General features: G+C 61.4%; 13 protein-coding genes. 9 read left to right on the top strand and 4 right to left on the bottom strand.

Annotated features, from left to right (window positions below; all coding sequences use genetic code 11):
- Positions 1-30: 30 nt before the first annotated feature.
- From CA12_RS03455 to CA12_RS03445, 3 genes are all read left to right on the top strand, one after another.
- Positions 31-1,074 carry a PDZ domain-containing protein gene (locus CA12_RS03455; RefSeq protein WP_165700527.1) on the top strand — a complete coding sequence of 348 codons (1,044 nt, stop codon included), beginning with the start codon at positions 31-33 and terminating at the stop codon, positions 1,072-1,074.
- Positions 1,075-1,258: 184 nt separating this feature from the next.
- Positions 1,259-2,584: an IS5 family transposase gene (locus tag CA12_RS03450; protein WP_390614131.1), complete on the top strand. Its 1,326-nt coding sequence runs from the start codon at positions 1,259-1,261 to the stop codon at positions 2,582-2,584.
- Positions 2,585-2,719: 135 nt separating this feature from the next.
- Positions 2,720-3,406 (top strand): hypothetical protein, encoded by a 687-nt coding sequence (locus tag CA12_RS03445; RefSeq protein WP_145357498.1) that lies wholly within the window; start codon positions 2,720-2,722, stop codon positions 3,404-3,406.
- Positions 3,407-3,760: 354 nt separating this feature from the next.
- On the opposite strand, the gene CA12_RS03440 is transcribed toward CA12_RS03445, so the two are convergent.
- From CA12_RS03440 to CA12_RS03430, 3 genes are all read right to left on the bottom strand, one after another.
- Positions 3,761-4,261, bottom strand: coding sequence for a hypothetical protein (locus tag CA12_RS03440; RefSeq protein WP_145357497.1), 501 nt, complete (start codon positions 4,259-4,261; stop codon positions 3,761-3,763).
- Between the two features lie 375 nt (positions 4,262-4,636).
- Entirely contained in the window at positions 4,637-4,951 is a 315-nt protein-coding gene (locus tag CA12_RS03435; protein WP_145357496.1) for a hypothetical protein, read from the bottom strand.
- A gap of 348 nt (positions 4,952-5,299) precedes the next feature.
- Entirely contained in the window at positions 5,300-5,611 is a 312-nt protein-coding gene (locus CA12_RS03430) for a transposase (protein WP_145357495.1), read from the bottom strand.
- Between the two features lie 438 nt (positions 5,612-6,049).
- Between CA12_RS03430 and CA12_RS03425 the strand changes: the two genes are divergently transcribed.
- The 5 genes from CA12_RS03425 (at position 6,050) to CA12_RS03405 (ending at position 20,872) form a co-directional block, all read left to right on the top strand.
- Entirely contained in the window at positions 6,050-11,245 is a 5,196-nt protein-coding gene (locus CA12_RS03425; RefSeq protein ID WP_145357494.1) for a DEAD/DEAH box helicase, read from the top strand.
- A 96-nt stretch (positions 11,246-11,341) separates the two neighbouring features.
- Entirely contained in the window at positions 11,342-14,104 is a 2,763-nt protein-coding gene (locus CA12_RS03420; protein ID WP_207622128.1) for a DEAD/DEAH box helicase, read from the top strand.
- A gap of 59 nt (positions 14,105-14,163) precedes the next feature.
- Positions 14,164-18,372: an Eco57I restriction-modification methylase domain-containing protein gene (locus tag CA12_RS03415; protein ID WP_145357492.1), complete on the top strand. Its 4,209-nt coding sequence runs from the start codon at positions 14,164-14,166 to the stop codon at positions 18,370-18,372.
- Positions 18,369-19,340 (top strand): CBS domain-containing protein, encoded by a 972-nt coding sequence (locus CA12_RS03410; protein WP_145357491.1) that lies wholly within the window; start codon positions 18,369-18,371, stop codon positions 19,338-19,340. The genes CA12_RS03415 and CA12_RS03410 overlap by 4 nt, the downstream gene beginning before the upstream one ends.
- A gap of 416 nt (positions 19,341-19,756) precedes the next feature.
- Positions 19,757-20,872, top strand: coding sequence for an IS630 family transposase (locus CA12_RS03405; RefSeq protein WP_145357490.1), 1,116 nt, complete (start codon positions 19,757-19,759; stop codon positions 20,870-20,872).
- A 39-nt stretch (positions 20,873-20,911) separates the two neighbouring features.
- Here the strand turns inward: CA12_RS03405 and CA12_RS03400 are convergent, their stop codons facing one another.
- Complete coding sequence (locus tag CA12_RS03400) at positions 20,912-21,187, bottom strand: tyrosine-type recombinase/integrase (protein ID WP_145357489.1); 276 nt, start codon at positions 21,185-21,187, stop codon at positions 20,912-20,914.
- 374 nt (positions 21,188-21,561) lie between these two features.
- Here CA12_RS03400 and CA12_RS03395 point away from each other — a divergent pair, with 374 nt between their 5' ends.
- Positions 21,562-23,379: a DUF262 domain-containing protein gene (locus CA12_RS03395; RefSeq protein ID WP_145357488.1), complete on the top strand. Its 1,818-nt coding sequence runs from the start codon at positions 21,562-21,564 to the stop codon at positions 23,377-23,379.
- The last annotated feature ends 76 nt before the right edge of the window (positions 23,380-23,455 follow it).

Genomic DNA, 23,455 nt, shown 5'->3' with positions numbered 1-23,455 from the left:
CTCCGCCACACTCACATTCCGGCAGGCATTATGTTTTCTTGGTTGCCTGGGCCGCTCCCGCTCGCTCTTACCACATTCGCACTGTTGTGTGGGGGGGGCGACGAAACAGTCGCCGCTGACCCGGCCGCCGCTGGTCGGACTACGCCTGGGGCACAGCCGAACGTCGACGCTGACCGCACCACAAACTACTGGGAGAAGGTCCACCTTACCCCCAACATCATCGAAGCACTCGGCGACGATCAGTGCCTTATCTCGAGAGACGCAATTCGCGGCGAGATTCACATTGACCAGTTCAAGGAGCACGCCGTCGCCTTGAGCGATCGCGCTCAGAAACTCCGAGTGCTGAGCGCGGCTGGCGTTCATCCCGACCTGGTTGAGTGGAACCTGAAAGCCTGCTTAGTCTTGGAACTTCAGGCACAGCAGAGACTCCGTCGGGGGTCGGAGTGGATGAGGTATGTGCATGACCCTCTCGGGTTCGTCAGTTTCTACGGCGACAACGCGGACAAGTTCATTGAAAACTACGACCCTCGCTCGTCGCTCGAAGAGAACGTTGTCGCGGGAGTGATGGCGTCGTTAGCGGGGCAGATCAACGACTACCGCGCGACCCAGGACGCGCTGCTGAAGTTGCGGCGAGAGATCGCTCGGGAGAAGTACGAGGTGCGGGCGAGAATCTCACAGCAACTGGGGGTCGATCTGCCTCTGGTTGACGACGGGTGTCCGGTCATCACATTGGTCAAGCCTAACGGCCTCGGATCTTCCATCAAGCTGGAAGTCGGTGACGTGCTCATATCGTACAACGGCAAATCGTTGACCGGAGAGACCATGACAAAGGATGTGCTTGGACCCGCCGTAGCTGCTGCGTCACCTGACCGGAAGGTGCGTGTGCGCATTAGACGCGACGGAAAGAGGATGTCTGGCAGCGTGAGCGGTGGAAAGCTGCTGGGCATCAACTTCTGCGTATCCCCCGCCAACGTCGAGCCCGCATGGACGCAGAGGGGTGTTCCCGCCAGCGTGTTCTCTACCTATCCGTTTCGGAAGCTCGGAGAACCGCTCGGTAGCTTTATGGGTTTCTGAATGCCACACCGATGTCGAGCAGTTGCGAGGTCGAGCTATCCGAAGGATGCCGCTTGCCAGAATCTACGAGGCTGCGAGCCGGCCGCCGACCGGGAGGTCTAGCAGGCTGCTGCAAAACTCGCTCGCGGCGACGGTTTGGCCGCGCTAGCTTGGGGGCTCTTGTCCCCCAAGCCGAGGCCATGCGATGCGTGGACGAGCCGACCGCCAGCCGAAGATGTTTTTCTCGATCGACCTGGAGAGCCGAATCCGGGCTGACCACCCGCTGCGGCCCCTCAAGCAGGTCGTGGACCGCATCCTGGCCGGGATGAGCGAACGTTTCGCCGCCGCCTACAGCCGCACCGGGCGTCCCGGCGTGCCGCCCGAACGGTTGCTGAAGGCTCTGTTGCTCATGGCGATCTACTCCGTTCGCAGCGAGCGGCAACTGGTCGAGCGGATCGACACCGATCTGCTGTTCCGCTGGTTCCTGGACATGGACCCGGCCGAGGAGGTCTTCGACGCCACCGCCTTCACGCACAACCGAAGCCGCCTGGACGAGCACGGGCTGACCGCTGCGTTCTTCGAGGCCGTGGTGGAATTGGCCGTCGACGCCGGGCTGGTCAGCGACGCGCATTTCACCGTCGACGGCACGCTGATCGAGAGCTGCGCCTCGATCAAAAGCCTGCGACCGATCGACGAACGCCCCGCGGATTCCGGCGGCGACCGGCCCGGCGGCGACCGGCCCGGCGGCGACCGGCCCGGCGGCGACCGGCCCGGCGGCGACCGGCCCGGCGGCGACCGGCCCGGCGGCGACCGGCCCGGCGGCGACCGGCCCGGCGGCGACCGGCCCGGCGGCGACCGGCCCGGCGGCGACCGGCCCGGCGGCGACCGGCCCGGCGGGGGCGGCTTCAAATCCCGCAATCCGCTGGTCGACTTCCGCGGTCAGAAGCGGTCGAACAGAACGCACCGCAGCGCGACCGATCCCGAGGCCCGGCTGTACCGCAAGGCCGCCGGACAGGAGACGAAGCTGGCCCACCTGGGTCATTCGCTCTGCGAGAACCGTCACGGACTGGTCGTCGCGGTGGAAGTCACCGAGGCCAACGGCACGGCCGAGCGGGAGGCCGCTTTGGCGATGCTCGACCGGGTCCGGATCGGCGGCCCCCGCGGCGTGCGATCCGGCACGCTGGGGGCCGACAGGGGCTACGACAGCGGGCCGTTCTGTTTGGAGTTGGAACGGCGGGGGATCGAGCCGCACGTGGCGACGAGGCGAACCGCCCGCGATCCCGCCACGGTCCCGCCGTCGCAGCGGGCGGCGCACGCAGCCCGCCTCAGAATGCTGGCGCGGATGGAGGGCGAGACGTATGCGATCAGCCAGCGGGTGAGAAAGAAGGCGGAGGAGCCGTTCGGCTGGATGAAGACGATCGGCGGCCTGGCCCGCGGCCGATTCGCGGGACGGTGGAAGCTCAAGCAGCAGATGGAGACGGCGGCCGCGGCGTTCAACCTGATCCGGCTGCGAACGCTGCTGCCGGCTTAACGGTACTTCGAGCGACCGTCGTCGCCGACCACCGACGCCCAAACCGGAAACGCCCCGCCCCCGCGCCGGACCGCGTCCAATAAATCGGATCGGCGTCCGAGGAACCCGGTTTTGCAGCAGCCTGCTAAACCAACAATGGACAATCCTTGGCTCAAACTTCGTGACGCCGAACCCTTTTTGCTTGACGGCGAACGAGAACAGATTGGCCGGTTTAACGCGCTAAACGCCGGTTCGCCTGACCTGCAGGTCCAAACGCAATTGTTGCCCGAACCGTTCTTCGGCGACCCCGACGCTGCGGTCTACGCCCTTTGCCTGAATCCCGGCTACTCGCCCGGCGACGATTCGTGGCATCGGAACGTCGGGTTCGTGAACGCCATCCGGCAGAGCCATGCCCACGAACGTCGCGATCGACCGCACTACTACCTCGATCCGGGCTTCGCCGATTCTCCGGGGGCCCGCTGGTGGCGACGGAAGTGCCGATGGTTGATCGACGACTGCGGCATCGAGGCGCTCTCGCGGAACCTCTTTTGCGTTGAGCTCTTCCCCTATCACTCACGCAAATACAAACCCCTTCCGCGAACGCTTTCGCCCAACGGACTGCCGGAGTCGTCTGATTACGCGGCCCATCTCGTTGCCGACGCGATACGCGGCGGGAAACTGATCGTCCAAATGCGATCTGCCACACGATGGTCGTCCCTGGTTCCTCAGCTTCGTTCGCATGAACGCGTCTGCCGCCTCGCCAACCCGCGGAACGTCGCGTTGTCTCCAAGAAATCTCGACCGCTATTCCGAAGTTGTTGCCGCCATTCGACGCCGGGGATAGCCGTGGGTCGCACCGGAGTCGGGCTTGCGAGTGCTTCTGCAACGGACGAGCAACCTTCCCGACCTGTTCACGCCGATCGTCGTCCGTCTGCCCGTTAGCTACCTCTGAGGGTTTCCAGTCTCCGCTCCCGGCTTCGCCAAGATTTCTTCAGGTTCGATTCCGGCCGGTGCACACCGACGGCCGAACCGCACTGGCGGCTTCCGCGAGAGCAGACGTCCGACGCGTTTGGCTGGCATCTAAAAAATGACGGCCGGGCCGCCCCGCAGGGCGGCCCGATCGCCTTCATCGCGGCCTTTGGTGGAGGGCCTTCATCCTTATCAACACCCGGGGCGTGCGGCCCTTCGGCGGACCGCATCAATCCCCGGTCCGGCGGCTTTTCGCGATCGACCGCGGCCACGCCGCCGCCGGGGCCGCCTCGCCGGTGAAGGCGTGCCAGCGAGCCCGCAGGTCGGCCCGCAGCTGGCTGACGCGGCCACGGCTGAGCCCCAGCCGGTCGGCGACCTCCGAGGGGCGGTGGCCCAGGCCGAGAAGGTCCACCAGCGTGCGGTCCCGCCCGCCCAGCGTGTCCCGCCAAGCGGCGAAGTCGACCCGCAGCGCGGCCCGCTCTGCCGGGTCGGCGCCCCAGCGGTCTTCGGCCGAGGCGAGGGCGGTGTGGCCGTCGGACTGCACTCGGCACTCCCGTCGCGGGACGGGGCTAAGGGCGTCGCGGCGGTTGTCGGGGGTTCCAACACGACAGCCGGAGCGATGGCGGCGGACGGCGAACGCGGTGGCCGCCGGCAGGTACCACGGCCGGTACCGGCCGCGGTCGTGGAGACGGGCGAGGGCGCAGGCCACCCCGGCGGTAACGTCGGCCACCGCCTCCTCGCGGTCGGCAGGGGATAGGCGGCGGAAGGACTTCCCCGCCCGCCCCCGCACCGCGGGCAGCGAGCGGACCAGCTCAGCGTGCCAGGCGGGCGAGACTTGGTCGCGCCGGAACGTTTCTTGAACAGGTCGGTGAACGGACTGAACGGCAAGTGCGGTCGGCATCGGCGGGGCTCCTGATGAGGGCACGCGCCGCCCCCGCCGCACGCCGGCCGGGGCGGCTGGGCGCGGGGGAAGAAGAAGATCGCCCGCACTCGCGGGCGGGTGTCTCGGTCCCCCCGCTGACGGGGACGACCGAGACAGAGACGGGGGCACTCGCGCGGGAGGAGACGGGGGCGTTCGCTCAGGGCGAATCGAAAGCCTCCGGCCTCACGGCCAGCGGAGCGGGCGGCGGATCGGATCGGGCGGGGGGCTGGCGTACTGCGAGTTCGGGCCAAGCGGCTGGCCGCGGTTGCGGCGGCGACCGCCGCGGCTTCGCGTCGGCCTGTCAGGCGGCTGCGGCGGGCGGGGCGGGGGCTTGACGATCCACGCCCCCAGCGCGACCAACGCCGCCCCGAGGGCGAGCAGCAGGACGGCGGGGAACAGGTCGTTCGCCCACGGGCCGGAGGTTGGCGGGGCGGCGGCGGGATCGGCGGCGTTCGCGGCGGCGGCGAGCAGGGCCGCGAAGGGCGGCGGGTCGGGCATGGCGTCTTCCGACTGGGGAATGGGCCGGCGGGTAAGACCGGCGGGTTCGCCTGACAGTGCCGCGGATCGCGGTGCTGTTTAGGGGCGGGCCCCTGTTAGCTTGGGGCCGGCGACGCATGCACGCGGTGGCTGTGGATTTCAGGTCTCTTCGGAGTCGCCGCGGCGACCGAGCTAAGCATCTTGCGGGCGAGGCCTGCCAACCCGGTTACCCGATCGCAGGATCGTAGGAACGCCGAGGCCTTCGTGCCGGAAGGACAGCCTGTAACGTGGGACGGCATTCCCGTCTTCACCCCATGAAGGGAGCGACTCGGCCGGCGTGAGCCATGCCGCCCGGCGTGATTAGTCGGGTCAGCTGTCGCTTCGCCCGTCGGCTGTTCCCCGCTCGGTGCTCGCGGCCGTTCCCGAGGCCCGTACGACCGTGGTGTCGAAGCACCACAGGTCGGAGTCGATCCGCCCGCGATGGTGGAGCTTCAGCCGCAGAGATCCAAGGATCTTCAGCAGCGCGCCGCCCTTCGCCCGGCGGTCGAAGCGGCCATGGGCGCTCTTCCACGTCCCGCACCGCTCAGGGACCTCCCGCAGCTGCCCTCCTCGCCAGCCGTTCTCCGGCAATGCCTCCCTCACCAAACCCCACTGGCCGTCCGTCGGTTTGAACCTCCTCACCGCTTCGCTCCTTGAGAAAAGCGGTGCTACCCAGGTAGAGTTCTTGAGACACAGCCCTGCTGCATTCTCATGCAGACCTCGTTACTCATTGGCGGATAGCAACCATGGCAGTCTCACTGCGATATGCAGGTAAAGAGATGAGCGAGATGTCAAGCGATTGCCTGTTGATGACTAAGACGGAGGAGTTCCTGGGCGTCTCGCAGAACACGCTGCGAATTTGGATTAAGCAGGGGGAAAGGGTAGGTCCGGTTTGGTCCGGCGAATAAATGCCGGTTCTTCGGGCGGAAGGATCTGCAGAAATTGCTTGACTCGGCGGAGCCGAAACTACGTTGAGCTGAATAAAGACCGTGAGCTCTAGGAGCAGGCGTGGCTGCCCCGACAGCTCGCTTGAGAGAGCAGCTGAAACACTTGTGAACATAATCGACTTCGGCAGGCACCATGGACGCATTTGAACTTCATCGGCATGTCATCTCTGACTACGCGAACTATACAAAGAGCTTCGTGAGGATCGCGGACGAGCGAGTTCGCACTCGTGTTGAGCAGGAATTACAGCAAGGCCTGCTCTGGCCCGAACCGTTGCTTCAACTGAATCCCGCGTTCGAGCCGGGGAGATCCGTCGACCAGATGGCTGAGGAGAAGATTTTGCACGAGGACTGCTCGCGAATTTTCCGGGCAAAGTCTCACGCGAATGATCTGGGACGCGGTCTAAGGTTGCATCAGCATCAAGATCGAGCGATCGAAATCGCTCGTCAGAACCGACCGTATGTGTTGACTACGGGAACCGGATCGGGAAAGAGCCTGGCCTATATGATTCCGATCGTCGATCATGTCCTGAAACGGGGAACAGGGCGGGGGATCCAGGCGATCGTCGTTTATCCGATGAATGCCTTGGCCAACAGCCAACAGGAAGAACTCGACAAGTTCTTGAACCGTGGATTTGGCAAAGACGAGCCTCTCGTCAGCTATCACCGCTATACCGGCCAGGATAACGAAGAGACCCGCGAGAAGATTCGCAAGAACCCGCCCGACATCTTGCTGACCAACTACGTCATGCTGGAATTGATGCTCACACGCATCGACGAGCGGCAAATGGTGGAGCAGGCTCAGGGACTCAAGTTCCTCGTGTTCGATGAGCTTCACACCTACCGGGGGCGTCAGGGGGCGGACGTCGCCATGCTGATTCGCCGCTGTCGGGAAGCGTTCGACAGTGAGGATCTGCTTTGTGTGGGTACGTCGGCCACGATGGCGACTGAAGGCACCACGGTCGAGCAGACGCGACTCGTCGCACAGGTCGCAACACGGATCTTTGGGCAGGAGATCCAGGAGCAGGACGTCATCGGCGAGACGTTACGGCCCAATGCATCCAACCAGGACTTCGATTCTGAGAACGTTCGCAACAAGCTGCGAAATATCGTCGACGGCCAGGTTGAACCTGCGGAGGAGTTCGAGAATTTCGCGAGCGACCCGCTGGCGGCCTGGATAGAACGGCGTTTTGGAATTCGTTTGGAAGACGAAACAGGGAAGCAGGTCAGGCAGATTCCTTCACCAATTACCGGCGACAATGGTGCAGCCCGGGAGCTGGCGGATCTGGTTGGCTGCGATGTCGAAGATGCAACGCTCGCGATTCGGAAATGGCTGGAAGCGGGAAGCAGGATCCGTCATCCCGAGACGCACTTTCCCTTCTTCGCGTTTCGGTTGCACCAGTTTATTACCCGCGGAGATACAGCTTGGGCTTCTCTGGAAGAACCGGCAGATCGCGTGATTCATCTCCGCGGCCAGAAGTTCGTTCCCGGTGACCGCTCCAAGTTGCTGTACCCGTTGGTATTCTGCCGTAGTTGCGGCCAGGAGTACTACCGTGTCGATCGAACGCGAGATGGTTTTATCAAACGCCGCGAAGATTTCGCCGTCAACAAGGCCGACGGCTACGAGTCAGGGTACCTTTACGTTTCTGAACGACACTCCTGGACCGAGGACGAAGATGCCGTCCTCAGTCGCGTCCCGGAAGACTGGCTTGAAGAGCATCGAGGATCCGTCAGGGTCAAGCGGAGAGTTCCGTTGCCAGAACCGATCCGCGTAACTCCTGCCGGTGTGATCGGCACCGAGGGGATCGCAGCGGCTTTTGTTCCGGCACCATTCCGCTTTTGCTTGAACCCGCTCTGCCAGGTGGCTCACAACGCCAGGCAACGCTCGGATATTGGCAAGCTGGCCACGATTGGAACTGACGGTCGAAGTACGGCAACATCGGTTCTGGCACTTTCCACGATTCTGAAGATTAAGTCCGACCCGGAACTTCGCGATCGTCGGGAAGCTCGCAAGCTGCTGAGTTTTACAGACAATCGGCAGGATGCATCGTTGCAAGCAGGTCACTTCAACGACTTTGTTGAAGTCTCACTGGTTCGTTCTGCTCTTTTGCGAGCGATGTCGCGAATCGGTGGTCAGGGGATTCGCTACGACGAATTGGTGCACCACGTCGAAGCCGCGATGGACTTGGCTCTAGAGTTCTACTCTAACGACCCGGAACTTCGCGGAGCGGCTCTTGATGAGACCCGCCGAGCGTTGCGGTCGGTATTATCCTATTACCTATACCGCGATCTCGAACGTGGGTGGCGGATCACGTCGCCCAACCTTGAGCAGTGCGGGCTGTTGGACGTCGATTACATCAGCATCGACGAACTCGCCGCTGACGACCAATTCTGGAACGGCCCCCTCAAGAACGCTCATACGAAAGCTAATGAATCGGCTCACCGGGCACTTGTCACGGCAAGCCCGCGACAACGAGAACATGTCATTCGAGTTCTGTTGGACCACCTGCGACGTAGCCTGATCCTTAAAGAGGACGCATTGACCGCCAGCTATCAGGAGCGGATTAGCGAACAAAGTCGGCAGCGGCTTTGCGACCCATGGACGATCGAAGACTCGCGAGACATGGTAACCGCTGGAATCGCCTGGCCTCGAAGTCGCGGAACGGATAGAGATTCCGCCGACGTTTTCCTTTCCCCACAGAGTAACTTTGGCCTTTTTCTGCGACGCCCTGATGTACTTCCAGTTCCCTTGAACACCGAAGATACGCGGGCCGTGATCGAGGACTTATTTAAGCGATTACGGCCATGGGGTTTGATCGAAGAAGTTCGCAGTCCGATCGCGGGCTCGATGGTCTGCGGCTACCAGCTTCCGTCGTCAGTCATGTTATGGAAAGCGGGCGAAGGCAAGGAGCCCGCCGTGGACCATCTTCGCACGACTCAGGCAAGTGCCGCCGAGGACCAGACAAACCAGTACTTCATCGAGCTTTACAAGTCATTCGCCGCGCAAGGGACTGGACTCGAGGCACGCGAGCATACGGCCCAAGTTCCATCCGAGATCCGAGAGGAACGTGAACAGCGTTTTCGTGCAGGCGAACTTGATATCCTCTTCTGTTCACCCACCATGGAGTTGGGTGTGGATATTTCTCAGCTTAACGTCGTCAATATGCGGAACGTCCCCCCGACACCCGCTAATTACGCCCAGCGAAGCGGTCGGGCAGGTCGATCTGGCCAGGCCGCCTTCGTCTATACGTATTGCTCAGGGTACAGCCCCCACGATCAGTATTACTTTAGACGCCCCGAAAGAATGGTCGCCGGGTCAGTCGCTGCTCCGCGGGTCGACCTGCACAACCAGGATCTCATCAAGTCCCACGTTCACGCGATCTGGTTGACAACCGCTGGGCTGAAACTCGGAAAGACGCTTTCCGATGTACTAGTTGTCTCGGAAGAAGAGCTTTCTCTCTCAGTCAAAGACGACATCCGCGAGAAGCTCGAGGACGCTTCCATCCGTGGGAAGGCACTCGTTCGTGCTCAGTCACTGATCCGCAGCATCGGACAGGAACTTCTCAACGCTCACTGGTATCGAGAGACTTGGTTAGAGGACGTACTGCGACGGGTTCCGCAAGAATTCGACGCTGCATGCGAACGCTGGCGATCTCTTTATCGTGCGGCCGTGCAGCAACGAATCCTGCAGAACAAGATCATTGGCGATCACACTCGAAGCCAAATTGATCGGGACCGTGCCAAGCGACTTCGGGGACAGGCGGAAGACCAGATTAATTTGTTGGCTGATTCGCAGAGCGCCCTTGAAGGTGATTTCTACAGTTATCGCTATTTCGCAAGCGAGGGTTTTCTGCCCGGTTACAACTTTCCGCGATTGCCGCTCTCAGCCTTCATCCCGGCCCGCCGCGGACGCAGGGGTCGCAACGAGTTTCTCTCAAGACCACGGTTCCTCGCAATCTCTGAGTTCGGTCCGCGAGCAGTCGTGTATCACGAAGGTGCTCGATATCGGGTCAACAAAGTGAGCTTGGCGTTCGACGAGAACACCCACGAGCTCACTGAGTACGTTCTCAAGATGTGTTCTTCATGTGGCTACGGTCATATGGTTACGTCCGGCCCCGGTCCGGATACCTGTTCGAACTGCATGTACCCCCTTCGCCCTGTGGATGAGATCCGCAGCATGGTCCGGCTTCAAAACGTCTCCGTGAAGCGATCTGACCAGATTACCTCAGACGAAGAGGAACGACAGCGAGTCGGATACGAGATTCAAACTACGTATCGCTTCTCTGAAGTCGCTGGAACGATTGACGTACGCAAGGCGGAGGTCACACTCGACGGCCACCTGCTGGCGACGATGCGATACGGCGATGCCGCACAGATCTGGCGGATCAATCTGGGGTGGAGACGCCGCAGCAATCCCAATGATCAAGGGTTTCATCTGGACGTTGAACGCGGCTACTGGGCCACCAACAAAGACGCCGACGAAGCCGACCGCGAAGACCCGCTCTCCAAACGAGTGCGGAAAGTCGTTCCCTACGTGGAAGACCACCGCAACGTTCTGACGATTAAATTTGCTCAGCAGCACGAACTCAATGTGATGGCTTCCATTCAGGCTGCTCTGAAGCAGGCGATCCAGCAGGAGTACCAGTTGGAGCCCGGAGAGTTGGCTGCCCAGGCACTGCCGACCAATGAAGACCGTCAATTGCTGTTTATCTACGAATCCGCTGAAGGAGGAGCCGGAGTACTTCGTCAGTTGGTCGAAGACCCATCGGCGATGGCACGCGTGGCTCGGGCGGCCAGCGTCATTTGCCACTTCGATCCAGAAACTGGCGAGGACCGCTCTTCAGATGACGGAATCGAGTGCGAGGCCGCCTGCTACGACTGCCTGCTCGAATACGGCAACCAGCCGGATCACAACTACATCGACCGCAGTCTGATCAAGGACCTGTTGATCTCGCTTTCAAGCTCTCGAACCGAATCGTCCAGCAACAGTTCTTCGCGAGTCGACCACCTCGACGAAATGATGCGTCAGTGTGACACTGAGCTCGAGCGGAAATGGCTGCAATTGGTGTACGACAGCAATCGAGCACTACCTACCCACGCCCAGCACCTGATTGATTCCTGCGTCACCCGACCGGACTTCTTTTATCAAGACAAGCGGACGGCCGTTTACATCGACGGGCCGGTTCACGATCAGGACGACACCGCAACGGACGACCGGCAGATTGAAGATCGGCTGTCATCCGCAGGCATCATGTTTATTCGCTTCCATCACAGCGAAGACTGGAACGCCAAGCTCAATGATTTCCCCGACATCTTCGGAGCCGGAGGCTAACACGCCGTCATGACTACAACATTCGCAACCGGAAATATCGTCAGTGTCCGCGGTCGGCAATGGATTGTCCTGCCTGACTCGGACGACGACGTCCTGATGGTTCGCCCGATGGGCGGATTGGATGACGAAGTGGTCGGGATCTGCACCGCCCTGGAGGAAGTCCGATCAGCCAACTTCAGTCTGCCAGATCCAGATAAGCCCGGGAACTTCAATTCCTGTCGACTGCTCCGCGACGCAGCTCGGCTCTCGACTCGAGCCGCCGCCGGTCCGTTTCGTTCCTTTGGCAAAGTCGCCGTCGAGCCACGGCCTTACCAGTTAGTTCCACTGATGATGGCTCTCAAGCTGGAAACCGTTCGGCTGCTGATTGCCGACGACGTCGGTATTGGCAAGACGGTTGAAGCCGCCCTGATTGCGAAAGAGTTGCTGGAACGCGGCGAAGTCTCAAGAATGGCTGTGCTATGTCCGCCGCAGTTGGCTGAACAGTGGCAACGCGAGCTGGAGGAGAAATTTCACATTGGGGCTGAACTGGTCCTCAGTTCTACCGTCAGGCGACTCGAACGCGGACTTCGCCCTGGAGAGTCCCTCTTCCAGCGACATCCGTTCGTCATCGTTTCGACCGACTACATCAAGTCGGTTCGGCACCGTGAAGACTTCATCCGCGAGTGTCCGGAACTGGTGATCGTCGACGAAGCCCATACCTGCACGCTGAGCGGCGGCGTCGGACGTAGCAGACAGGCTCGCTTTGAACTGATCAAACGGGTGGCTGACGATCCGGAACGTCACGTCATTCTCGTGACAGCGACGCCGCATAGTGGAAACGAAGATGCGTTTCGGTCGCTGTTGTCACTGCTGGACGAAAAGTTCGCCAACCTTCCTTATGACATCGACGCCGACTCTCGATCTGCGATCCGAGCGGAGTTGGCCTGCCATCTGGTCCAGAGACTGCGTGGCAACGTCATCGACCAGGACAAGGAGCTGAACGTCACCACGAACTTTCCAGACCGCGAAGATGCCGAAGAAAGTTACCAGCTTTCCAAAGAGTACCGAACACTCTTCGATCGGGCGCTAGATTTCGCCAACGAAATGGTCAGGGACGAATCCGGCACCAAACGATCTCGACGGGTCCGTTGGTGGTCAGCCTTGGCTCTGCTGCGTGCCATGGCGTCGAGCCCTGCCGCCGCTGCCGCCACACTTCGCAAACGAGCCGATACGGCGAACGCGGGAGCAGACGATACCGATCTAGCGGATATCGAAGAGATCGGTCGTCAAACCATTCTGGATGAAAGCGAAGACGAATCCGCCGAATTGTTCGACGGAACTCCCGGCTCCGACATCTTCGGCGAAGACAGCCCCTCCGCGGCACGACTCAAACGCCTGGCCAAGGAAGCAGAACAGCTCTACGGGGCGGCTGACAACAAGCTGCAGAAACTCGTCAAGCTGACCAAGTCGCTGATCAAAGACGGCTATGCCCCGATCATCTTCTGCCGCTTTATCGATACCGCCGATTACGTGGCAGCCGAGTTGCGAAACGCACTCAAAGGCGTGGAAGTTGCTTCCGTCACGGGGACTCTGCCACCGAAGGAGCGCGAAAACCGGATCGCCGAGCTAGCCGAGAACGAGAAGCGAGTTCTGGTTTGTACCGACTGCCTGAGCGAAGGCGTCAATCTGCAGACCTATTTCGACTCCGTCATTCATTACGACCTTTCCTGGAATCCGACTCGACACGATCAACGCGAGGGTCGCGTCGACCGCTTTGGCCAGTCCAGTGAAAACGTGCGTGTCGTCACGCTGTTCGGCGTCGATAACAAAATCGACGGGGTCGTCCTCGACGTACTGTTGCGAAAGCACAAGGCCATCAAGAGCGATTTAGGCATCGCGATCGCGGTCCCAGGCGGCAGCGAAGACGTCATCAAAGCGTTGTTCGAGGGTCTGGAGCTTCGTGGAGGTGCTCATGATACGCAGCACCGCTTGCTCTTCCCTGAACTCGAAGAACGCAAGAGCGAACTCCACGCCCAGTGGGAGGATGCCCGCGAGAAGGAAAAGCGGTCTCGTTCTCGATTCGCTCAACACAGCATCAAGACGGAGGAAGTGCGCAAGGAATGGGAAGCTGTCCGCAAGGCGATTGGGGCGGGCCCCACAGTGGAACGCTTCATGCGGGACGTGCTGCACCTCAGCGGCGTCCCGGCGACGGACAAAGTTGGAAACGTGTTAAAGATCCCTATCGACAACAACACGAATCGTTCGCTGAAACATGCGATCGGACGGGAGACGCCGTTTCTGGGGCGCTTCGACCTGCCGGTCGATCGAGGCGTTGAATACCTCAGCCGTACTCATCCGGTGGTCGAAGGGCTCGCATCTTGGGTGCTTGATACGGCATTGGACGATGTGCAGGCCGCGGATGAACGCGCTATTGCCAGACGCACCGGAGTCGCCGTCACCGATGCGGTTTCGCAGGCGACCACGTTGCTGCTGACCCGCTTCCGGTATCACCTGAATGTCGTGCGTCGCAGTGGCAACGAAGATCCCCTGCTGGCTGAGGAAGTCGTGACGTTGGCGTTCACCGGGACAGCAGAGTCGCCGACTTGGCTCGACGAGGAGGCCGTCCAATTGCTGCTTGAGGCATCGCCCTCGGGCAATCTGCCCGAGTCACTGGTGAAGCAGCAACTACGAAGGTTGTTGCAGCACGAAACGCTGCTTCGTGCCGCGGTGGATCGTTTCGCCGACGAACGTGCTCGCATGCTGGAAGACGCTCACCGACGAGTCCGAAAGTCGGCCAAGATGCGGGGGCGGTTCGCCGCCGAGCCGGTTTTTCCTGTCGACTTCCTCGGCTGCTTCATCCTGCTGCCGCAAACCGTCTGACGACTTGCGAAGCCTGTAGACCTCTAAGATCCATCCGGCTGCCGAAAAGACGTACCGAAATGGCCCGAAGTAACCAGCAATTCACGACCATTCGCACGGAGGGAGCCCTGCTTCCGCCCGACATTCTGCAACGGATCGTTTCGCAGAAGGTCGAAGGGATTCGTCCTGCCGATTACCACCTGCCAGACGGCTTCAAAACGACGGAAGCCATCACGCAGTCGTGGGATCTGCTCAAAAAACACTGGAAGTCGTTTCAGGAAGCGAAAGAGCGATTCGCCGACACCGACACCGGCACCTCGGTGACGAACGAGCGATGGCTTCTGCCGCTGTTCCGGGAACTCGACTACGGCCGCCTGACCACTGAGGCCGCGCCGGTCATCGAGGAACGTACCTATCCGATCGAACGCTTCTACAACAAAACGCCCGTTCACCTGATTGGCTGGAACTTACCTCTCGATCGTCGCACCAAGGGGGCCCGCGGAGCAGCCACCTCCAGTCCGCACTCGATGGTTCAGGAATACCTGAATCGCAGCGAGGCTCACCTGTGGGCATTTGTCAGTAACGGACGCCAGTTGCGGTTGCTCCGTGACAACGTGGCTTTGTCGCGGCAGGCTTATGTGGAGTTTGATCTCGAAGCCATGATGGAAGGCGAAGTCTATTCAGACTTTGCCCTGCTGTGGATGCTCTGTCACCAGTCACGTGTTGAAGCGGAGAAAACTGAGGATTGCTGGCTGGAGAAATGGAGCAAGCTGGCTCGAGAGGAAGGCACCCGTGTTCTCAAAGACCTGAGAACCGGAGTGGCAGACGCGATCGAAGCTCTAGGTCGCGGGTTCCTCGCTCATCCCCAGAACGACGAGCTACGACGCAAGCTGCAGGAGTCGGGCAGCCTCAGCAAAGATGATCTTTATCGGCAGCTGCTGCGGATCGTGTACCGGCTGTTATTTCTGTTTGTAGCGGAAGATCGTGAACTGCTACATCCGCCGGACGTGGACGAAAAGGCTCGCGAGTTGTACCGCGAGTACTACTCGACGAGTCGACTCCGCGATCTGTCGCTGAAGCTTCGCGGCTCGAAGCACGGGGATCTGTGGCATTCTCTTTCGCTGGTCTTTTCATCGCTGGGCCAGAACGACGGCTGCCCACGATTGGGGCTGCCTGGTCTCGGGTCGTTCCTGTGGAGCACGAAGAGCGTGGCCGAGTTGGCCGGGCCGCATGAAGCTGAGGAAAACAGCGTTCCGGTCCAGATCGCCAACGACGACCTGCTGACCGCCGTTCGAGCACTTGCCTACGTCGAACAGGACAAAGTGCTCCGCAGCGTCGACTACCGGAACCTGGGCAGCGAAGAGTTGGGAAGCGTCTATGAGTCGCTGCTGGAACTGCGTCCCGATATGCATGTCGAAGCCCGTCATTTCGACCTGCGAACGGCCGCCGGCAACGAACGTAAATTGACCGGCAGTTACTACACGCCTGATTCGCTGGTGCAGTGCCTGCTCGATTCAGCGCTCGATCCGGTGGTGGAAGACCGTCTGAAGGGGAAGAAAGGTGAGGACGCCGAAGATGCCATACTCAAAATGACCGTCTGCGACCCAGCCTGCGGCAGCGGACATTTCCTCATTGCCGCCGCCCACCGTCTGGCGCGTCACTTGGCCCGGGTCCGCACCGGGGAAGCCGAACCGAGTCCTGAAGACCACCAGCACGCCCTACGCGATGTCATCGGCCGCTGCGTATACGGCGTCGACATCAACCCCATGGCGGTCGAACTGTGCAAAGTCAGCCTCTGGATCGAAGCGATCGAGCCGGGCAAGCCGTTGTCATTTCTTGATCACCACATTCGCTGCGGCAACAGCCTATTGGGAACGACGCCAAGGTTGCTTGCCGACGGTATCCCTGACGACGCGTTCAAGCCCGTCGAAGGAGACGAAAAGACGGCTGCGAGCGGCCTGAAAAAGCAGAACAGGAAGGAACGTAAGGATCGCGAAGCGAAACAGAACCAGCTGGAATTCGAGCCTTTCATCAAACTGGGCAATCTGCCGAGCGAGTTCGCGAGTCTGTCCAGCGCCGGCGACGATTCGGTCGCCCACGTCGCCGAGAAAGAGCGGCGGTACGTCGAGTTGGTCAGCGGGGCCGACTACCGGAACGCCCGCCTGCTGGCCGACACGTGGTGCGCCGTGTTCGTGTGGCAGAAGGACACGTCCGATCTGGGCAAGCTGTGCCCCACCGAGAACGACTTCCGCCGGATCGAAAACAACCCGCACAGCATCCTGCCGCACGTGAAGTCCGAGGTCCAGCGTCTGGCCGGTCCACCAGAGTACGGTGGATACCAGTTTTTTCACTGGCACCTTGCCTTCCCAGATATCTTCAGACAACCGGAACGCGATGCGAAGCCTGAGGCGATCGATTCGAGTGGCGGATTTGACGTTGTACTTGGTAATCCGCCATGGGAACGCGTGAAGGTACAAGAACGAGAGTTCTTTGAAGAACGTGCTCTTGAAATCGCAGCTGCTCGTACTGCCGCACTCCGGGCGAAACTGATCGACGGACTTGCGTCTTCTGACGCCGGCCTTTTTGCGGAGTTTAAGTCTGCAAAGCGAAGGGCAGAGGGTGCTTCCGCGCTGATTCGAGATTCGAAGAGATTCCCTCTCGGTGGGCGAGGCGACATCAACACCTATCCGGTGTTTGCTGAGCTAAACCGAACGTTGATTGCATCAGTAGGCCGGTCAGGTTGTGTGTTGCCTTCCGGGCTTGCAACAGACGACACGTACAAACTGTTTTTTCAAGACCTCATCGCGGCAGGCTCCATTGTAAGTCTGTTGAGTTTCTGGGAGATCCGCCGCTTCTTCCCCGATACGGACAGTCGCGACCCGTTCTGCTTACTCACGCTGACAGGGACAGGTTGCCCAGCAAATGACGCTGCGTTTGCCTTCGACATCCGCTCGATCGCGGAGCTGTCTGATCCAAGGAGGACTTTCAGCCTGAGTGCTGCGGACATTGCATTGGTCAATCCCAACACGCAGACATGTCCCGTGTTTGCAAACCGGCAAGCTGCGGAAGTCACGAAGTCTATATACCGTCGGCTTCCCGTGTTGTTGAATGAGGCCGGCGAGAATGAAAGCCCTTGGTCCGTCAGGTTTTCGACCGTCTTTCATTCAGGAAACGACTCTGAACATTTCAGGTCGCTGCAAGAATTGGATCGATCGGGTATCACTCTCAAGGGGAACAACGTGATCACGGAGGCGCGGCGTTTTTTGCCTCTTTATGAGCAGAACATGATCCATTTGCACGATCATCGTTTTTCAACACATCAGTACGCGAGTGGCGGCCTATGCGAAACACGCCGACGCACGACTGTCAGTGAGCATTCGGACGCAGACTTCACAGCACAGCCCAAGTCTTGGGTCGACGAGGAGACCGTAAAGGCGACGTATGAGACGAAGTCGATATCTGCGGACTGGCTGATCGCCTTCCGCAAGAGCGTTCGAGTCGGCGACGTCCGGACAGGAATCTTCTGCGCTTTGCCTTCTACAGCCATCAGCGACAGCATCCATCTGATCGCCTGCGAGAATGGCCGCGACTTTGCGCCACTTCTACTCTCGCAGCTCGGGTCGTTTTCGTTCGACTTCGTCTTCAGACAGTGTCTGGGAGGCGTAAACGCTAGTTTCTATATAATGAAGCAACTCCCCGCCGCTCCTCCGGCAGCATATGGAGAGATGTCGGTATTTCTAAGCTCCGACGCAGTACGCGAGTGGGTCCTTGGAAGAATTCTGGAGTTGAACTACACGGCTTGGGACTTGCAGTCGTTCGCAATGGACTGCGGCTACGTGGGGCCGCCGTTTCGTTGGGATGAGGAACGCCGGTTTCTTATACGGTGCGAGCTGGATGCCGCGTACTTCCATCTGTACTTGGGGCCCTTGGCGGAGTGGGGCAAGGATAACCCCCAGCTCCGCGAGATGTTCCCCGCCCCTCGCGACGCTGTTGACTACATCATGGGAACATTTAGCACCGTGCGCACAAATGATATTGCCCGCACAGAGATCAAGAGTGAGGAAGGCGGAGTCGACACTGCAGGCACATTCATCACTAAAGACACCATTCTCGCCATCTACGACGAAATGCAGCAGGCCATCGACACGGGCCAACCGTATCAGGCCCGCCTCGATCCGCCGCCCGGCCCACCGACCGACCCCGACGGCAGCTTCATCCCCGCGTCGAAATGGTCTGAATCCGACTGGCCGTCCCACATCCATCCGCCACGACAGGGGGCCACAATATGACTCCCAATAACGGCGGCACAGCAAACAGGGATACTTCGGTCCGGCATCGCCCGGGACCATTCGGGCCGGCTCGCATCCTACTGCCCGAAGACCAGAAGATAGAAACGATCCGGGACATCGAGACCACCGCGTCCGCTCTGGAGCGGATGGTCGACACCGGCTTCTCGCAAATCCCGGTCGTCAACGAAGACGGCGACATCATCGGCATCTTTAGTTGGCAATCCTTCGGCAAACGCATGAGCGAGATCCACTCGCTCAACGTGGACCTGAGTAAACTGGCCGTCAAAGACACCGACCTGGCCAGAGCCCAGTTCATCGACCCCGAGCTCTTCATCGACACGGAAACTGACTGGAGCGAAATCGACCACGTCCTCGTTGGGGATAAACAGAACCTGCTGGGCGTCTTGACGATCACCGACGTTCTCGGCCGCCTCAACGACTTCGCCGAAGCTTTCGTACTGCTCTACGAAATCGAACACGAAATCCGCGACCTGATCGTCGACGTATACCCAGGCGGCGAACTTTCGGAGGTGTTCGAAGGGCTCTCGAGGAGATCGGCGGGTCCTGAAGAAGCCGCTGCTGCAGGCCTGAAGCAGCTCATCGAAGGCGATTCTCCGGCAATCAGCGATAAGAAGCTGACGAAGGCTATCCAGTTCGCGGCAAACCTCCTGCAACGAGCCTGTCAGACTCGTCCTGTTACCGATCTGAAAGACTTCACCTTTGCCCAGTACCGCGAGGTGATCTTCAACCGCGATAACTGGCCACGGTTCGAAGCCGTCTTCGACTCGCCTCGAGATCTCCTGAACATGGACTTCGAGAAGATCAACGACCTGCGAAATACGGTCTTCCACTTCCGCCGGAGCATCACCCCCCGCGACACCGATCGCCTCCGCCGCTTCCGCGACAAACTGAGATACGATCGGAATCTGTACAATTCAAAGGATCGCCAACTTGCTACCAGTAGCTAGGTGTCAGAAAAATCTGAGAGCATCAGCCGGCTAAGAACAGAGCGCCAACTGTTGATGAGCGTGGTTGAAGAGGTGGCTAACAAACTCGAAGGAACAAGTTGCAGCTTCGGATGGAACCTTGCTGCTTGATGGCAAGGCATCTGTGGCGCCGACACCTCGAACTAGAGATGTCGGGGTTGGTTCTTTTGCGACGCCACTGAGAAGGCGTGCGAGAAGAGCCAATCCATCCGGCGGAGCGTGAGTTGGATCATTTCGATCTGCACGAGGGCCGACTTGGGAACGGCCGTGTATTCATAACCTTTTGAGAGTGTTCGAAAGTTCCCGTTCCAGCTAGTGTCCTGAGTTGGAAGTTCGCGGCTACTTTTCCGGCGGCCGGGACGAATAATGGGCGCTCGCGAAGACCGAAGGAGGCTGCGATGCCATGGCGTGAACCGATGGAGATCACCGCGGAGGAACGGGCGGCGTTGGAACGCTGGGCCCGTCGGCCGAAGACCGCCCAGGCGCTGGCCCTGCGGAGCCGGATCGTACTGGCCTGCTCGGATTCGGGGCGAACCGGACGCCGGCAGACCGACGTCGCCGTCGCCAAGGACCTGGGCGTGACCAACACGACCGTCCACAAATGGCGCACCCGGTTTGAGGTCGACCGGCTCGACGGCCTCTCCGACGAACCCCGCTGCGGGGCCCCCCGCAGAATCACCGACGAGCAGGTGGAGGCGGTCGTCACGCGGACGCTGGAGTCGACGCCGGAGAACGCCACGCACTGGAGCACCCGCGGGATGGCGACGGCGTCTGGCCTGTCGCAGACGGCCGTCTCGCGGACCTGGCGGGCGTTCGGCCTGAAGCCCCACCTGTCGGAGACGTTTAAGCTCTCCAAGGACCCGCAGTTCGTGGAGAAGGTCCGCGACGTCGTCGGCCTGTATCTTGCGCCGCCGCAACACGCGATCGTGCTCTCGGTGGACGAGAAGAGCCAGTGTCAGGCGCTCGAGCGTTCGGCGCCGGTCGAGCCGATACGGCCCGGACGGCCGGAGTCGCACACGCACGACTACGTCCGGCACGGGACGGCGAGCCTGTTCTCGGCGTTGAACGTGGCCACCGGCGAGGTCGTCGGCAAGTGCATGCGGCGGCACCGCAGCGCGGAGTTCGTGCGGCTCCTCAATCAGCTCGACGCGGCGATCCCCGCGACGGACGCGGACGGCGAGGCCGTCGAGCTGCACGTGATCATGGACAACTACGCCACCCACAAAACCGACCGGGTGCGGCGGTGGTTCGCCAGGCGGCCGCGGTCTCACGGGCGCTTCACGCCGACCGGGGCCTCGTGGATCAACCAGATCGAGCGGTTCTTCGCGGAACTGACGACCAGGCGACTGCGGCGGGGGGTGTTCAAAAGCGTGCCGGCGTTGGAGCGGGCGATCAACGACTACGTCGCCCAACACAACCGAGATCCCAAGCCGTTCGTGTGGACGGCCGACGCCGATTTAATCCTCGACCGCGTCCGCAGAAGATGCGAGCGAACTTCCAACTCAGGACACTAGCCGTCCTTCCGCTCGACATCGACGCCGCAGCAACAGTTCCTAGCCCTTCGACTTCGGTTCGATCACCGCGACCTGGAAGATCATATCCACGGCGATCTTCACTTCCCGCATCACCCGCTCGGCGGCGGCGAGGTCGCGTTCGGCGTAGATCTCGCTGGTGCCGATGTCACTGTGGCCCAGCACGGTGCGGGTCAATTCGATGCCGTACTTGGCCCGGAGTTGGGTGGCGCAGGTGTGGCGGAGCTGGTTCGGGGACCAGCGGCACGCGTCGCCGTGTTCCTGCACGGAGGTCTTCACGGTCGGGGCCTTCGGCATTCGGCGACGTATGGATGGCGACGTGCTTCGAGGCAAGGTCCGCGGGGAGGGAGACGGTCTTCTCCAAGGCTCGCTGCACGACCAGCGGTGGGTAGCCGTGGTGTTCCGGTCGCCTGCGGTCCGAAGTGCTCCAAATCAGCCCGGTCGAACTGCCGGACCCGTGACGAGCCGACCGGACACCCGTTTTGCGAACGCCGGACTGACCGTCACCACACAACCCCTCGCGGTAAACGCGGTTAGCTGAGGCGGCACAGGGCCGATGCTCTGGCGGTCGCTGCTTCAGTAGACTGCCGGCCGTCGCAGCAGGACGCGGCGGCAGCCCGATTCTCGGCGTCAAAGCCGAGGCCACACCGTGCCATTGATTGAAGCGACGAATGCCCGAACAGACCATTCACAGCGCAGACATCGGCGTCGCCGGCGTCTTTCAGTCGTTCTACGTGGTGCCGGACTATCAGCGGGAGTACGTTTGGCAGACGGAGCAGGTCGAACAGCTGCTCGGCGACATCTACGAGGAGCAGAGCGACGCCCCGGCCGGGCAGGCGCCGGAGTACTTCATCGGCAGCGTGGTCGTCTGCCCCGGGGCCGAGGACGGCGTGCTGGACCTGATCGACGGCCAGCAGCGGATGACGACGCTCTTCCTGACGCTCTGCGCCATCCGCGACCGGCTGAAGGAGCTGGACGCACCCGCCCCCGGCTCGCTGGGGCCGCAGATCGCCGCGACCGCCACGGACGAGACCGGCCAAGACACCTTCCGGTACCGCCTGGACCTGCAGTACGCGGACAGCGGGGACGTGCTGATCCGCATCGCGGAGTCGGGCGACGCGACCGTCGATGCGAAGCGGGGCACCCGGTCGATGGAGAACATCGCCAACGCCTACCAGACGGTCCGCAGCTTCCTGCGGCGGGAGTTCGACGAGGCGCACGAGGTGAAGGCCTTCTACGGCTACCTGACCAACAAGGTGAAGCTGATCCGGATCGAGACTGAGGACGTCGCCAAGGCGTTGAAGATCTTCGAGACCATCAACGACCGGGGGGTCGGGCTGGACTCGATGGACCTGCTGAAGAACCTGCTGTTCATGAAGTCCGACCGCGACTCCTTCGAGGCGCTGAAGGACCGCTGGAAGCGGCTGCAGGACACGATCCACCGGGCGGGGGAGAAGCCGCTGCGGTTCCTGCGGTACTTCGTCTTCAGCCGGTACGAGGTCGACAAGCTCCGGGAAGACCAGATCTACGGCTGGTTCTCCAAGAACGCCGCCCTCTGCGGCTTCGACGACGCCCCGATCGGGTTCGCCGACGAGCTGCTGACCGCCGCGGAGGCGTACGGCAGGTTCCTGGAAGGCCGGAACGCCGCGGGCGTGGAGCGTCCGAGTCTGGAGAGCCTCAACACCCTCGCCGGCAGCGCGTCGCGGCAGCATATGATCCTGCTGCTCGCCGGCCGGGAGCTGCCGGAGGGGCTGTTCGACCGGCTGGTCCGCGAGGTCGAGAGCCTGATCTTCGCCTACGCGATCACCCGCGAGCACACGCGGACGTTCGAACGCCGGTTCGCCCAGTGGACGAAGAAGCTGCGGGCCGTCCGCACCGGGGCGGAGTTGGACGCGTTCCTCGCCGGCACCGTCGAGCCGGACCGACAGGCCCTGGCCGCCCGGTTCCGCGACGCGATGGGCCGCATGACCTACGGCTCCCTGCAGAAGTACCGCCTCAAATATCTCCTCGCCAAGCTCACGCAGGACGTCGAGGTCCGGGCCTACGGCGAAACGGAGGGGACGAAGTGGCTGAAGAAGTACATGGGGAAGGAGTACGAGATCGAGCACATCTTCCCGACGGGGGCGGCCGAGGCGAAGGAGGAATTCGGCCCGATCTCCGACCCCGCGGTCGGCCAGCGGTTGGGCAACCTGACGCTGATCGAGAAATCGATCAACGCGTCGATTTCGAACAAGCCGTTCTCCAAGAAGCGGAACGCCTACAAGCAGTCGCAGTTGCTCCTGACGCGGTCGATCGCGGAGCGGCCCAACGTCGGCGTCAACACGAAGATCGACCAGGCCGTGGCGGACCTGAAAGCGTACGAAGAATGGAACGAGCAGACGATCGAGCACAGGCAGCGGGTGCTCACACGGTTGGCGCAGGAGGTGTGGGGCGTCGGGACGGCCGATCGCCGCGACTCGGGGGCGGTTGCCGGTCAGGAGGCGGGTTGATGAGCAGGTCTTACGTTCGCTGCGGATCGGACGATGGTCTTTCCGACCGGCCGCAGTGCTCCTCGGATTTGATCGG

Origin of the sequence: Alienimonas californiensis (genome assembly GCF_007743815.1) — a bacterium.
Classification (GTDB): Bacteria; Planctomycetota; Planctomycetia; order Planctomycetales; family Planctomycetaceae; genus Alienimonas; species Alienimonas californiensis.
Note: the sequence above shows the minus strand (reverse complement) of the source record. Positions and strands in the feature narration are given on the sequence as shown.

Bases quoted from the DNA above. Each gene is read 5' to 3' on its own strand.
- CA12_RS03455 (WP_165700527.1), top strand. From the start codon at position 31: ATGTTTTCTTGGTTGCCTGGGCCGCTCCCGCTCGCTCTTACCACATTC.
- CA12_RS03450 (WP_390614131.1), top strand. From the start codon at position 1,259: ATGCGTGGACGAGCCGACCGCCAGCCGAAGATGTTTTTCTCGATCGAC.
- CA12_RS03445 (WP_145357498.1), top strand. From the start codon at position 2,720: ATGGACAATCCTTGGCTCAAACTTCGTGACGCCGAACCCTTTTTGCTT.
- CA12_RS03435 (WP_145357496.1), bottom strand. From the start codon at position 4,951: ATGCCCGACCCGCCGCCCTTCGCGGCCCTGCTCGCCGCCGCCGCGAAC.
- CA12_RS03425 (WP_145357494.1), top strand. From the start codon at position 6,050: ATGGACGCATTTGAACTTCATCGGCATGTCATCTCTGACTACGCGAAC.
- CA12_RS03420 (WP_207622128.1), top strand. From the start codon at position 11,342: ATGGTTCGCCCGATGGGCGGATTGGATGACGAAGTGGTCGGGATCTGC.
- CA12_RS03415 (WP_145357492.1), top strand. From the start codon at position 14,164: ATGGCCCGAAGTAACCAGCAATTCACGACCATTCGCACGGAGGGAGCC.
- CA12_RS03410 (WP_145357491.1), top strand. From the start codon at position 18,369: ATGACTCCCAATAACGGCGGCACAGCAAACAGGGATACTTCGGTCCGG.
- CA12_RS03405 (WP_145357490.1), top strand. From the start codon at position 19,757: ATGCCATGGCGTGAACCGATGGAGATCACCGCGGAGGAACGGGCGGCG.
- CA12_RS03400 (WP_145357489.1), bottom strand. From the start codon at position 21,187: ATGCCGAAGGCCCCGACCGTGAAGACCTCCGTGCAGGAACACGGCGAC.
- CA12_RS03395 (WP_145357488.1), top strand. From the start codon at position 21,562: ATGCCCGAACAGACCATTCACAGCGCAGACATCGGCGTCGCCGGCGTC.